The sequence below is a fragment of the Actinopolyspora mortivallis genome (genome assembly GCF_003001495.1).
GTDB lineage: Bacteria > Actinomycetota > Actinomycetes > Mycobacteriales > Pseudonocardiaceae > Actinopolyspora > Actinopolyspora mortivallis_A.
The window spans coordinates 111,462-124,001 of sequence record NZ_PVSR01000001.1; the positions used below are offsets into that span (position 1 = coordinate 111,462).

14 protein-coding genes are annotated in these 12,540 nt (G+C 68.3%); 7 read left to right on the plus strand and 7 right to left on the minus strand.

All coding sequences use genetic code 11. The features are described from left to right. The first annotated feature begins 181 nt into the window (after positions 1-181). The gene (locus CEP50_RS00495) at positions 182-1,963 is read left to right on the plus strand and encodes a DEAD/DEAH box helicase (RefSeq protein ID WP_106112251.1); all 1,782 of its coding nucleotides are present in this window, start codon (positions 182-184) and stop codon (positions 1,961-1,963) included. A 96-nt stretch (positions 1,964-2,059) separates the two neighbouring features. Here CEP50_RS00495 and CEP50_RS00500 read toward each other — a convergent pair whose 3' ends face one another. The 3 genes from CEP50_RS00500 to ppgK form a co-directional block, all read right to left on the minus strand. After that, a complete protein-coding gene (locus CEP50_RS00500) occupies positions 2,060-2,254 on the minus strand; it encodes a DUF7455 domain-containing protein (RefSeq protein WP_019853532.1) in 195 nt (64 codons plus the stop codon). A gap of 553 nt (positions 2,255-2,807) precedes the next feature. Then, positions 2,808-4,265, minus strand: a complete 1,458-nt coding sequence (locus CEP50_RS00505; protein ID WP_106112252.1) for an RNA polymerase sigma factor — start codon at positions 4,263-4,265, stop codon at positions 2,808-2,810. Positions 4,266-4,491: 226 nt separating this feature from the next. After that, on the minus strand, positions 4,492-5,247 hold the full coding sequence (gene ppgK / locus CEP50_RS00510) for a polyphosphate--glucose phosphotransferase (protein WP_106111932.1): 756 nt from the start codon (positions 5,245-5,247) through the stop codon (positions 4,492-4,494). A 64-nt stretch (positions 5,248-5,311) separates the two neighbouring features. Here ppgK and CEP50_RS00515 point away from each other — a divergent pair, with 64 nt between their 5' ends. After that, on the plus strand, positions 5,312-6,142 hold the full coding sequence (locus tag CEP50_RS00515; RefSeq protein ID WP_106111933.1) for an inositol monophosphatase family protein: 831 nt from the start codon (positions 5,312-5,314) through the stop codon (positions 6,140-6,142). Positions 6,143-6,271: 129 nt separating this feature from the next. Here CEP50_RS00515 and cei read toward each other — a convergent pair whose 3' ends face one another. Continuing rightward, positions 6,272-6,985 carry an envelope integrity protein Cei gene (cei, locus tag CEP50_RS00520; protein ID WP_181188147.1) on the minus strand — a complete coding sequence of 238 codons (714 nt, stop codon included), beginning with the start codon at positions 6,983-6,985 and terminating at the stop codon, positions 6,272-6,274. A gap of 526 nt (positions 6,986-7,511) precedes the next feature. On the opposite strand from cei, the gene CEP50_RS00525 reads away from it, so the two are divergent. After that, positions 7,512-7,814: a DUF4193 domain-containing protein gene (locus tag CEP50_RS00525; protein WP_019853537.1), complete on the plus strand. Its 303-nt coding sequence runs from the start codon at positions 7,512-7,514 to the stop codon at positions 7,812-7,814. A 116-nt stretch (positions 7,815-7,930) separates the two neighbouring features. Here CEP50_RS00525 and CEP50_RS00530 read toward each other — a convergent pair whose 3' ends face one another. Continuing rightward, complete coding sequence (locus CEP50_RS00530) at positions 7,931-8,350, minus strand: DUF3093 domain-containing protein (protein ID WP_181188167.1); 420 nt, start codon at positions 8,348-8,350, stop codon at positions 7,931-7,933. A 111-nt stretch (positions 8,351-8,461) separates the two neighbouring features. Between CEP50_RS00530 and dut the strand changes: the two genes are divergently transcribed. The 4 genes from dut to CEP50_RS00550 all read left to right on the plus strand — a co-directional run bounded on the left by dut (position 8,462) and on the right by CEP50_RS00550 (position 10,944). Beyond that, the gene (gene dut / locus CEP50_RS00535; RefSeq protein WP_106111935.1) at positions 8,462-8,968 is read left to right on the plus strand and encodes a dUTP diphosphatase; all 507 of its coding nucleotides are present in this window, start codon (positions 8,462-8,464) and stop codon (positions 8,966-8,968) included. A gap of 4 nt (positions 8,969-8,972) precedes the next feature. Next, on the plus strand, positions 8,973-9,614 hold the full coding sequence (locus CEP50_RS00540) for a DUF3710 domain-containing protein (protein ID WP_106111936.1): 642 nt from the start codon (positions 8,973-8,975) through the stop codon (positions 9,612-9,614). 143 nt (positions 9,615-9,757) lie between these two features. Further along, positions 9,758-10,135: an OB-fold nucleic acid binding domain-containing protein gene (locus tag CEP50_RS00545; protein ID WP_019853541.1), complete on the plus strand. Its 378-nt coding sequence runs from the start codon at positions 9,758-9,760 to the stop codon at positions 10,133-10,135. Further along, positions 10,132-10,944, plus strand: a complete 813-nt coding sequence (locus CEP50_RS00550; RefSeq protein WP_106111937.1) for a DUF3159 domain-containing protein — start codon at positions 10,132-10,134, stop codon at positions 10,942-10,944. The genes CEP50_RS00545 and CEP50_RS00550 overlap by 4 nt, the downstream gene beginning before the upstream one ends. A gap of 67 nt (positions 10,945-11,011) precedes the next feature. On the opposite strand, the gene CEP50_RS00555 is transcribed toward CEP50_RS00550, so the two are convergent. Continuing rightward, positions 11,012-11,683: a potassium channel family protein gene (locus CEP50_RS00555; RefSeq protein WP_106111938.1), complete on the minus strand. Its 672-nt coding sequence runs from the start codon at positions 11,681-11,683 to the stop codon at positions 11,012-11,014. Continuing rightward, a complete protein-coding gene (locus CEP50_RS00560; protein WP_106111939.1) occupies positions 11,683-12,348 on the minus strand; it encodes a potassium channel family protein in 666 nt (221 codons plus the stop codon). Before CEP50_RS00560 ends, CEP50_RS00555 begins: the two co-directional genes overlap by 1 nt. Positions 12,349-12,540 lie beyond the last annotated feature (192 nt).

Sequence of the window (12,540 nt, forward strand, 5' to 3'; positions counted from 1 at the left end):
TCGGGGTGTCCGCCCGGCGTGATCCGTTCGTGTCCATCCGTACCCGGTGGCGGGGTTCTCCGCTCGTCGTGGGGTGCGGGTCCGGAAGTTCGACAGGCGGGTGACGTCACTCGTGACGCGGCGGACCGAGCGCCGCTTTGCCTGGCGAACGGTGTTGATCGGAAGGGAGCGGCAGACGGGCGTGTCCGAAACGCAGGTTGACCAGTCCGTTCGTTCGGTACTCAGTGATCCGTCCCGGGCACACGACAGGCCGCTGCGTGACTGGCAGCGCAGGGCGCTGACGAAGTACCTGGCGACCAGGCCCCGGGACTTCATGGCCGTGGCCACGCCGGGAGCGGGCAAGACCACGTTCGCGCTGCGGGTGGCGGCGGAGCTGATCGCCGACCGCACCGTCGAGGCGGTCACCGTGGTCACCCCCACCGACCATCTCAAGCACCAGTGGGCGCTGGCCTCCGGCGGAGCGGGTATCCCGCTGGACTCCGAGTTCAGCAACTCCGACGGAACCACCTCGGCCGACTACCGCGGTGTCGTGCTCACCTACGCCCAGGTGGCCACCCATCCGAACCTGCACAGGGTGCGCACCGAACGACGCAAGACCCTGGTGATCCTGGACGAGATCCACCACGCCGGGGACGCCAAGTCGTGGGGTGACGCGATCCGAGAAGCCTTCACCCCCGCCGCCCGCAGGCTCACCCTCACCGGGACCCCTTTCCGCTCCGACGACAACCCGATCCCCTTCGTCACCTACGAACCGGACGCGGACGGGGCGCAGCGCAGTCGGGCCGACCACTCCTACGGGTACGCCGAGGCGCTGCGGGACGGGGTGGTCCGCCCGGTGATCTTCCTGGCCTACTCCGGCGAGGCCCGGTGGAGAACCAGCGCGGGCGACGAGTTCGCGGCCCGGCTGGGGGAGCCGTTGACCGCCGAGCAGACCGCACGGGCCTGGCGTACCGCCCTGGACCCCGGCGGGGAGTGGATCCCGTCCGTGCTTCAGGCCGCCGACACCCGGCTGACCCAGTTGCGTCGTGGCGGGATGCCCGACGCCGGAGGGCTGGTGATCGCCTCGGACCAGAAGAGCGCACGGGCCTACGCCAAGACGCTGCACCGGGTGAGCGGAACCGAGCCCACGGTGGTGCTGTCCGACGACCCGCAGGCCTCGGACCGGATCGCCCGGTTCTCCGAGTCCGACGAGCGGTGGATGGTGGCCGTGCGCATGGTCAGCGAAGGGGTCGACGTCCCCCGGCTGGCCGTGGGGGTCTACGCGACCAGTGCCTCCACCCCGCTGTTCTTCGCCCAGGTGATCGGCAGGTTCGTGCGGGCCCGCAAGTCCGGTGAGACGGCGAGCATCTTCCTCCCGAGTGTCCCGGTGCTGCTGGACCTCGCGAGCCAGCTGGAAGCCGACCGGGATCACGTGTTGGGCAAGCCCCAGCGGGAGAAGGAGGGCTGGAACGACCGGGAGCTGGTCGAGGCCAACCGGCAGCGGGACGAGCCGGACAACGAACAGCCGTACACAGCGCTGAGCGCCGACGCGGAACTGGACCAGGTCATCTACGACGGCTCCTCCTTCGGTACGGCCGCCTTCGCCACCACGGAGGAGGAACAGGACTACCTGGGGCTGCCGGGGCTGCTCGAACCCGAGCAGGTGCGTGCCCTGTTGCAGCAGCGCCAACAGCAGCAGATCCAGCAGGTGCATCGGCGCGAACAGCGCCACAAGGAGGACGTGGCCGCCAGGGAGGCCCAGGAGCGGGAGAAGGCGGCCGAGCAACGGCCACAGAGCGTTCAGGAGCGTCTCAAGGCCCTGCGCAAGGAACTCAACACGTTGGTTTCGCTGTACCACCAGCGCACGGGCAAGCCCTACGGGGTGATACACGGTGCGCTGCGACGCACCTGCGGGGGTCCCCCCACGGCCTCGGCCAGCGTCGAGCAGCTGGAGGAGCGGATCGCCACCCTCCGATCCTGGTGAGCCACGGGCCCGTGGCGCTTTCCCCGGAGCCCCGGAACAAGAAGCAACGCCCGGCCGAAACCGTCTTCGGCCGGGCGTTGCCTCGTCCTACCTGAGTCAGAGCTCGATCTGCTCGTCTTCCTGAAGGTCCGCGTCAACCTCACTGAGACCGGCCTTGAATTCGCGGGCGTGGTGTCCGCAGAACAGCAGCTCTCCGCCGGACTGGAGAACTGCCCTGAGCTTTGCGGCGGCCCCGCAGCGGTCACAGCGGTCGGCGGCGGTCAACTCGGGGCGGGTGAGCGTCTCGGGCATGGGAATCTCCCTCCGTCCCGGCGCCGGGGGTACCCGACGCCTCGATCCTGCTGCAACCACCGGTAGCCCGCTGGCGACGGGGCCGGTGTCGCACGTTCCACTCTTACAGACACATGGCCTCGCGTCACTGTTCCAAGGACGATCAGCGATATGCGTCACCGGAAAATGCCCGGATGGCCCAGTGATCGGGAACACAGCGTAGTCGATCACTGAAGTGATCCTGTGACCTGCGAAAACGTCTTTCGTTTTTGGGGTGTTCGGCGGTTGTTCGCCCCTCGACCACGCCCTCCGGGCGCTTTTTCGGGGCGGTATTTCGCTTTTTTCTGGGTGTTTTTCCGCTGTGGGCGAACGGGATTTCGCTCGGATCTTTCCTCGCGACGGCACGAAAAGTGTCGTAGGTCACCCTGCGGTCGTCCCGTCCCTCCCGGCTGGAGGGAGCGGTCCCGACGTCCTCGCCCCGGGGAGGAACGAAAAAGCGCCCCGCACTCGACCGGGCTGGGGAACCGGGAGTGCGGGGCGCGGGCACGGCGGCCCGAGGCCGCCGGCCGACCATTCAGTCCAGGTAGTCGCGCAGCACCTGCGAACGCGAGGGGTGCCGCAACTTCGACATGGTCTTGGACTCGATCTGCCGAATGCGTTCCCGGGTGACGCCGTAGACCTGGCCGATCTCGTCCAGGGTGCGCGGCTGTCCGTCGGTGAGGCCGAAACGCAGCCGGACCACGCCCGCCTCGCGTTCGGACAGCGTCTGCAGCACCGACTGCAACTGGTCCTGCAACAACGTGAACGACACCGCGTCCACCGCGACGACGGCCTCGGAGTCCTCGATGAAGTCACCGAGCTGACTGTCGCCCTCGTCGCCGATGGTCTGGTCGAGCGAGATGGGCTCCCGGGCGTACTGCTGGATTTCCAGCACCTTCTCCGGGGAGATGTCCATCTCCTTGGCCAGTTCCTCCGGGGTGGGCTCGCGACCGAGGTCCTGAAGCAGCTCACGCTGGATCCGGCCGAGTTTGTTGATGACCTCCACCATGTGGACCGGGATCCGGATGGTGCGGGCCTGGTCGGCCATGGCCCGGGTGATGGCCTGTCGGATCCACCAGGTGGCGTAGGTGGAGAACTTGTAGCCCTTGGTGTAGTCGAACTTCTCCACCGCCCGGATCAGTCCGAGGTTGCCCTCCTGGATGAGGTCGAGGAAGGCCATGCCCCGGCCGGTGTAGCGCTTGGCCAGGCTGACCACCAGACGCAGGTTGGCTTCGAGCAGGTGGCTCTTGGCGCGCTCACCGTCCCGCACGATCCAGCGCAGGTCCCTGCGGAGCTGGAGCGGCGGCATCTCGCCGGCCTCCTCGGCCTGGCGCAACCGCTCCGCCGCGTAGAGGCCCGCCTCGATACGTTTGGCGAGCTCCACCTCCTCCTCGGCGTTGAGCAGGGCGACCTTGCCGATCTGCTTCAGGTAGGCGCGCACCGAGTCGGCCGAGGCGGTGAGCTCGGCGTCCTTGCGTGCCTGTCGGAGCGCCTCCGACTCCTCCTCGTCCCAGACGAAGTCGGGGTCGGTCTTGCCCTCCTCGTCCTCGACGACCTCGGGCTCCTCGGGGATGTCGACCTCGATGTCGTCGAGGTCCCCGATGTTCGGAGAGGTGAGGTCGGTCTCGATGGGTTCGTCGATCCCCAGGGTCTCGGCGCCGGCCTGGTCCGCGGACGAACCGGACTTCGAGGTGGAGGCGCTCTTGCTCGAAGTCGACTTCGTGCCCTTCTTGGCCGTCGACTTCGAGGTGCTCTTGCGGCTGGTCGACTTGGTTCCGCTCGACTTGGTCCCAGTGGAGCCCTTGGACGTCTTCCTTCCCGACGAGGACTTCTTCGGTTCGTCGGCCTCGGTTCCGGAAGTGGCTTCCGTGGTGGAAGTCGTCTTCTTCTTGCTGGGCTCGGACCGGACCCCGCCTGATGCTGCAGCGGAGCCGGAGCGTCGGGTTGCGGTTTCTGCGGCTGCCACGTACGCCCTTTCGCGACGGTCTGCCAGGGCTGGCCGGGGGCGCGAAACCTCGGCCGCCAGGGGTCGGGGACAACCCACCGTTCGAGCCCTACGAGACGTGCCGGAAGGCCGTGAATTCGGTGGGACGTGTTCCATTGTAACTGTGTCAGGTGAGCGCGGTTCCGCTGTGAGGATGATCGGCGCCCGATGTCACGTGTTCGTGCACCCACCCCGTGCCGGTACCGCCCTCATCCGAGCGATGCCACAGCCGATGTTACGCGTGTTGTGCAGCGGCTGAGGCCGCTCCGACTATACCCGCGTCGTTCTTCAGCTTCGCTGGCACGATCGGGGTACGGGTCTGCAGCAGCGGCAGCCACTTGTGCGCCTTCTTGCTCACTCCGCCCCCGGCGATGATCAGGTCCGGCCACAGGAACCGCTCCAGCGTCCGGATGTACCTGCTCACGCGGGGGGCCCACTCCTCGTAGGTGAGTTCCAGGTTGTCCTTCACCGAGGCGGCCGCCTCCTCCTCGGCGTCGCGGCCGTCCACCTCGATGTGACCGAACTCGGTGTTGGGGACGAGCTGCCCGTTCAGGAACGTGGAACTGCCGATGCCGGTCCCGAAGGTGAGCACCACCACGAGGCCCTGCCGCTCGGCTCCCGCCCCGAAGCGCATCTCGGCCAGTCCCGCGGCGTCGGCGTCGTTGACCATGACGATCTCTTCACGGGCTCGACCGAGCCGCTTGGCGAACAGTTCCTGCGCGTCTGTATCGATCCAGTCCTCGTCGACGTTGGCGGCCGTCAACGCGGTCCCGTTCTTGATCACACACGGCAGGGTGATGCCGACCGGGCCCTCCCAGCCGAACTTGGCGACGATCTCGGCGACCGTGTCCGCCACCGCGTCGGGAGTCGAGGGCTGCGGGGTCGAGATCCGCAGTCGTTCGTCGGCCAGAACGCCACCTTCGACATCGACGGGGCACCCCTTGATGCCGGAACCTCCGATGTCCACGCCGAAACCACGGGCAGTGCCCATGCCTGATCCTTCCTATTCGATTCAGGACGATGGTGTGCAGACTTTAACCGCACTGTGGTGCGATGTGAACGTGGGTTTGACACACGAGTATGACGTCCAGAGTCTGCGCGACATCTCCGTGCGTGTCGCGCGCGAGGCCGCCGAGCTGGCCGAGAACATGCGACACGGGGTGGTCACCGAGGGAACGGTGGACACCAAGAGCACCGAGACGGACGTGGTGACGGCGGCGGACCGGGCGGTCGAACGGCTGATCAGGCAACGCCTGGAGGAGTTACGGCCCGGGGACCCCGTGCTCGGGGAGGAGGAGGGAGGGACCCACGAGCAGGAGGGGCTGCAGTGGGTGGTCGATCCGATCGACGGAACTGTGAATTATCTCTACGGCCACCCCAACTATGCCGTCTCCGTGGCCGTCCAGCGAAACGGGACCTCCCTGGCCGGAGCGGTGGTCGAACCCCGTACCGGGCGGGTGTGGAGCGCGGCGAGCGGACACGGTGCCGAACTCGACGGGCAGCGCCTCACCGTCTCCGCGGAACGGCGTCTCGACCTCTCACTGCTGGGCACCGGATTCAGCTACCACCAGCAACGTCGGAGCCGACAGGCCGCGCTGCTGACAGAGATGATCAGTGAGATTCGCGACATCCGCCGAGGAGGGGCGGCCTCACTGGACCTGTGCGCTGTGGCGGCGGGATGGCTGGACGGCTACTACGAGCACGGGCTGTCCCGCTGGGACTGGGCCGCCGGAGCTCTGATCGCCTCCGAGGCCGGTGCCCGGCTGCGCCTGCCTCACCCGAACTCCACGGACGGCCTCGGTGACGAGGCGATCCTCTGTGCCTGCCCGGGCATCGCCGAGGCACTCACCGCCACGTTGCTCGACAAGAAGGTCTCGACGATCTGAAACCGTCACGGGCCCTCCGGCGAGCGTCCCGAAACACTCGTGACGGGCCCGCCAGTCGGTGCCCGGCAGGTCCTCGTCACGGACGGGTTGGAGCCACCGGGCGCCCGTGGCAGCGAAGTTCCAGGAGTGTCAGCAGTGCACGTCGCGTGCCTGTTCGAGCAGTTCCCGGTCCACCCGGGGTGGTGCCGCGCCGGGCTGGTCCCCGGTTCGCCCCCGGTTCTCCTTCGCCCAGTTCTTCAGCTGCTGCAACGCCTGGTGTCCCTGCTGGGTGGCCCTGACGTCGTCGAACTCCGAACCGAGGGCCAGATCCACCTCGGCACCGGGGCGTTCGTCGCGCACCAGCTGCGCGCACGGGACGATCAGGCTCAGGGTGCGGGCCGCCTGCGCCCCGTTCTCGCCGTAACGGATCTGGGCGTGACAGTCCATGTCGAGGTCGGTGTAGACGGGGTCGTTGGCGGGATCACCCGCCTTGGCGAAACCGAGGTTGGTGAGTTCCTCGGAGACCAGACTGGCCTGGTTCACCTCTCCGTTGGCGTTGAACACTCGTACCGAGACGTCCTGGGGAGGGGAGGGCCGGGTGTCGTCCAGGGCGTTCCTGGACAGCATGGTGCCGGCGGCCGTTCGCGTCGGCGGTTCCCCCGGTTGGGCCTGCTGACTGCCGGGTTCGGTTCCCGGTATGTTGCAGCGCGTCGCCGCCTCGACCGATTCGGTGGACTCGAAAACCCTCGTCCAGACGAATCCGGACAACACGACGAGCACGGCCAGCAGGATCAGCGCGGGCAGTGGGCGCCGGCGCCGGTACCGCGGCCGCCGAGGCCCCTGTGCTGTGCTCCCGGTGGACACGTCCGCCAGCCTCCCCTGATCAAGTCGTCTGCTTCGCGGCGCGGGGGCGGGATCGACTCCGCCACCCCCTGCCTCCTCTCAGCTTAGGCGCTGTCACGTTCCGGTGCGGCCTCGTGCGGACAGTCGTGTCGAAGTCGTTGTTCCTCGGGAACCGGATCACCACCGAACTCCGCCTCGGATGTGCGATCACGCACTCCCGGTGGTGTCGTTCGGGTGGGTGGGTTCGGCCGTTTCCCAGGATGCCATGTCCGCACCGGGCTCACCCGGTGTCCGGGCGGCGTCCCGGTGGTGGAGTGCAGCACATACCACACCTGTGGGTGACCCGGTGCGTATTCCGCCTGCTGATGAGCTACCCTTCCGGCGCTCGACGCTGTGCCGGCGGAGGCGGTCGCTCGTTTCGGGGGAACTTGGAGCGCGGACAGGACGAGACCTCCGCCACTGTCGGGTGCGGGCACAAATCGAGGCCCTGGAACGTTGACCAGCGGCACACCATTGCACATCTCCACAGAAGCAGGGGTGAGACGACATGGCGACCGACTACGACGCCCCACGTCGCGGTGAAGCCGAGGACCTGCCCGAGGACTCGTTGGAGGAGCTCAAGGCCAAGCGCAACGACGCGCAGTCCGGATCGGTCGACACCGACGAGGGGGAGATCGCCGACAACTTCGAGCTTCCGGGGGCCGACCTTTCCGGCGAGGAAATGACGGTCAAGGTGTTGCCCAAGCAGGCCGACGAGTTCACCTGCTCGAGCTGCTTCCTGGTGCACCACCGCAACCGGTTGGCCGAGGAACGCAACGGCAAGTACGTGTGCCGCGACTGCGCGGCATGATCCGCATGTGTGCGGCGGTGTGAGGCGGACTGGATATGGTCGGTGTCGACAGCCGCGTATCCAGTCCGCCGTTCAGCCCACTCGGAGGGGCCCGGCCGCGCTCGCGGGCCGGAGAACTACTCCGAGGTCAGTGCCCTGGCCAGTTGTTCGGGACGACGTGTGCTGACCACCCAGTAGGGAGTCGGGTCCTCGGGGTCGTCCAGCCAGACACGCACCATCGTGGGAGCCCACGGGCGGTGCACAAGGAAGGCCGCCGGGTCCAGTTCGGGCCCGAGTGCCCGTTGCTTGCGCTCGCGTGGGATCACCTCGACGTCGGCGATCACCCGCAGCGGCAGACGCGCCGAGCCGACCACGAACTCCTCGTCGGTGACGAGGATGCGCAACCGGCTCATCCACAGCACGAGCCCCACGGCCAGGGGAACCAGCACCACGTAGGGCAGCCAGGCGCGGACCCCCGGATAGCCCATGTGCACCTCGGCGGCGAGCAGCACCGCCGCGACCAGCGGTAACGGCCAGCTCCACCAGGCGGCGCGCACACGTTCCCGATACCGAGGACGCCCCGGCTCTCCCCGAGGGGCGGGGGAGGTCTCTCCGGCCAGCCCCGCTTCCGAACTCTCCGACACGTCTCCAGGGTAGTCTTGCGCCCCGTGTCGAGTGTGAAGGTGCTGCTGACCCGTACCGATCCCGAGATTCCGCTGCCCGCCTACGCCCGTGCTGGTGATGCGGGCGCCGATCTCGTCACGACCGAGGACCTCGAACTGGGCCCCGGAGAACGCTCGGTGGTGGGAACCGGTGTCGCGATAGCCCTGCCCACGGGATACGCCGGGTTCGTCCACCCCCGTTCGGGGTTGGCCGCCCGGCTGGGTCTCGGCGTGGTGAACGCTCCGGGAACCGTGGACGCGGGCTATCGTGGTGAGATCAAGGTGTGCCTGATCAACCACGATCCGGAGCGGACGCTGCGCCTGTGCCGGGGGGACCGAATAGCCCAGTTGGTGATACAGCGTGTCGAGCAGGCTGTTTTCCAAGAAGTCACCCAACTGCCAGAGTCCGTGCGTGGCACCGACGGATATGGTTCCACCGGAGGTCACGGAGCGCTGAGCGGCCCGGACGGAAGCCGGGTCGCAGGGAGTACGACCGGCGATACGGAGGTCTGAGGGGATGTTCGGATGGCGCCGCCGCGGGCGGGAGAACGCCAGGGCGGAGGAGTACGCCGTCGACGAGGACTTCCACGAGCAGGAGGAAGCCGCGGTCGACGGTGGCCCGTACGACCGTGAGGAGGCCCCGGACGACGAGATCGAGCGACTGGACCTCGGTTCGGTGCGGCTGCCCGTGCCGGAGAACAGCCAGTTGCAGGTCGAGATAGACCCGGAAGGGCCGGTGCGGGCCGTTCACCTGCTCACTCCCTCGGGGAGGCTGACCGTGAGCGCCTTCGCCGCCCCGCGCACGGGGGAACTCTGGCAGGAGGTGCGCCAGGAGCTGGCGAACCAGCTCCGGTCCGACGGGGCCACGGTGCGCTTCGAGGACGGGGCCTGGGACACCGAGATCGTCGCCGACACGTCGAAGAGCTCACTGCGCTTCGTCGGTGTGGACGGCCCGCGCTGGTTGCTGCGGGGGGTGGCGGCGAGTCCGGCCGCCGACCTGGACTCCTGTACGAAACTGCTCCACGCGGTGATGGAGGAGACGATCGTGGACCGCGGTTCGGACCCGATGCCGGTACGCACGCCGCTTCCGATCGAGTTGCCCCAGGAGATCGCCCAGCACATCCAGCACCAGCAGGAACAGGCACAGGCCCAGGCGTGAGCCGCGTGCTCGCTGTTGGCGAACGGAGTCGTGCGGGCGGGTTGCCGCCAGGACGAGGACGTGGGCATTCCGCGTGACTAGGCTGTCATCACACGGGTGTAGTCTGCACTGCCCGTGAGGTCCACTGCGCACGGGAGCGCGAGATGAACAACAACGGAGGCGGCTACCTGCGCCGTCTCGTACGTCGTCTCACCAGAGACGTCGCCGAGCTGGACGCCGACGACCTCTCCGAGAGGTCGCGGGCCAGCGGCGCGCGGCGCGCGTGTGACTGCAAGTGCGGCGAGCAGGCCGAGGTGCTCGGGCGGGTTCGCTGCGTGGGCATGGTTCCCAAGGCCTCCGTACCCACCCTGGAGGCGGAACTCTACGACGGAACCGAAGGGGTCACGCTCGTCTGGTTCGGCAGGAGGCGTATCACCGGAATAGACCCCGGTCGAACCATCAAGGCGCGCGGCCGGATTGCCGATCGTGACGGACACAAGGTGCTATACAACCCCTACTACGAGTTGCAGAACACCGCATGACCGAATCCAGTTCCTCCACTCCCGGGCCGCAGGAGCCGTTCGGGAGTCCCACCGAGGCGGCGGACGACTCCGCCGGTTCCGAGTCGTCCGCGGGCGCCAAGGCCCCGTTCGGGTTACGCGCTCCCGAGGGCAGGAACGGGGCCGAGCAGACGCTGCTGCAACAGATGGGCGGTGTCAGCGGCCTCGCCTACTCCGCTGTCCCCGTCGTCGTGTTCGTGGTGGTCAACTCCCTGTTCGGCATGGTGGCGGCCATCTGGATCGCCATCGCGAGCTCCCTGGCGATAGCGGTGGCCCGTGTCGTCCGCAGGGAACCGTTGCAACCCGCCGTCTCCGGAGTGCTCGGGGTGGCGGTCTGCTCGTTCATCGCCTACCGCACCGGGGACGCCAAGGGATTCTTCCTGCTGGGTATCTGGACCAGTCTGCTCTACGGGGGAGGTTTCCTGGTCTCGATCGCGGTGCGCTGGCCGTTGGTCGGGGTCGTCTGGTCGGTGCTCAACGGACACGGTTTCGCCTGGAGGCACAACCGGAGGGCGCTGACCGGCTACGACCTGGCGACCCTGTCCTGGACGGTGGTGTTCCTCGCCAAGTTCGTGGTCCAGCACTGGCTGTACGCGGCCGACCAGACGGGCTGGCTGGCCGTGGCCCGCATCGCCATGGGCTATCCCCTCACGGCGGTGGCCCTGTTGGTCACCGTCTGGGCGATCCGCCGCGCGAGCAAGACCGTCCAGCAGTCCTCCACCGCCGACGGGAAGAGCTCCCCCGGGGCGGAGACGGGGCGTGTCGCCCCCGAGAGTCCCGCCACGGGCTGAGGAGGAGCTTCCGGGCGGAATCCCGGGGCAGCACCGTGGCCGTGAAGCGGGGCCACCGGGCACGGACTCAGTCGAGGCCCGGTGGGTCGTGTATCAACGCGCTGATGCGGTGTTCCTCCTCCTCGGAGGTGATGAACAGCATCTCGTCCCCGATCTCCAGCGGGTCGTCGGACTGCGGGACGATGACCCTGCCCTTGCGGAGGATCGCGACCAGCGCGGTGTCCCGGGGCAGGGTCAGGTCCCGGACCCGGTGTCCCGCCAGCGGGGTGCCCTCGGGCAGGGTCATCTCCACCAGGTTGGCCTGGCCCTGCCGCAGGGTCATGAGGCGGACGATGTCGCCGATGCTGACCGCTTCCTCCACCATGGCCGCGAGCATCCGCGGAGTGGAGACGGCCACGTCCACGCCCCAGGCCTCGGTGAACAGCCACTCGTTCTGGGGATCGTTCACCCGGGCGGCCACGCGCCGCACCGCGAACTCCGTCTTGGTCAGCAGGGACACCACCAGGTTGACCTTGTCGTCCCCGGTGGCCGCGATCACGACGTCGCAGGTCTCTATGCCGGTCTCCTCCAGCGAGGACAGTTCGCAGGCGTCGGCGTGCACCCACTGGGCGCCCGGAATGCTTCCTGGGCGGAAGTTCTCGGTGGAGCGTTCGAGGAGCATCACCTCGTGCCCGCCCTCCAGCAGTTCCCTGGCGATGGACTGTCCGACGGCACCGGCTCCGGCGATGGCGACGCGCATTACTCGCTCTCCTCGGGTGGACGCTGGGCGGTGGCCGTCACGTCGGTGACCGTGCCGGACAGGGCCGCCACGTACACCGTGTCGTCGGCCTGGATCACGGTGTGGGGCCGGGCGAGAACCCCGTTGCCGAAACGCATCACGAAGGCCACTCGACAGCCGAGCGCGGTCTCCAGGTCCAGAACCCGTTTTCCGACCCACCCCTCGTGCAGGGGCAGGCGCAGCACGGCGACCGAGCCGGAGGGATCCCGCCAGTCCGTAGCCACCCCTTCGGGCAGGAGCATCCGCAGGAAGCGGTCCGTCGTCCACGGGACGGTGGCCACCGTGGGGATGCCGAGGCGCTGGTAGACCTCGGCCCGTTTCGGGTCGTAGATGCGGGCGACGACGTGGTCGACCCCGAAGGTCTCCCGTGCGACCCGGGCAGAGACGATGTTGGAGTTGTCCCCGTTGGAGACGGCCGCGAACGCTCCGGCCCGCTCGATGCCCGCTTCCACGAGCACCTGTCTGTCGAATCCGTTGCCCGTGACGTGGCTTCCGTGGAAGTGCCTGCTCAGTCGGTGGAAGGACTCGGGATCCTTGTCCACCACCGCCACGGTGTGATCGAGCCGTTGCAGCGCCGCGGCCAGGGACGCTCCGACTCGGCCGCAACCCATGATCACAACATGCACGACCGGTTTCCTCGCTCTCGGCTGCTTGCCGGATCGACCGTGGGGACGGTTCCGGGAACTCGTCCCACGGCTCTGACAGTACCCCTCGGCGCCCGGCGGCACCCCGGTTCACCGGGGTGCGTCTGCGGAACCGCCGGTGCACTCGTCTCCGGCGGTCCCGTGCCACCTCGGGCCGGTGCACCGTATCGAGTG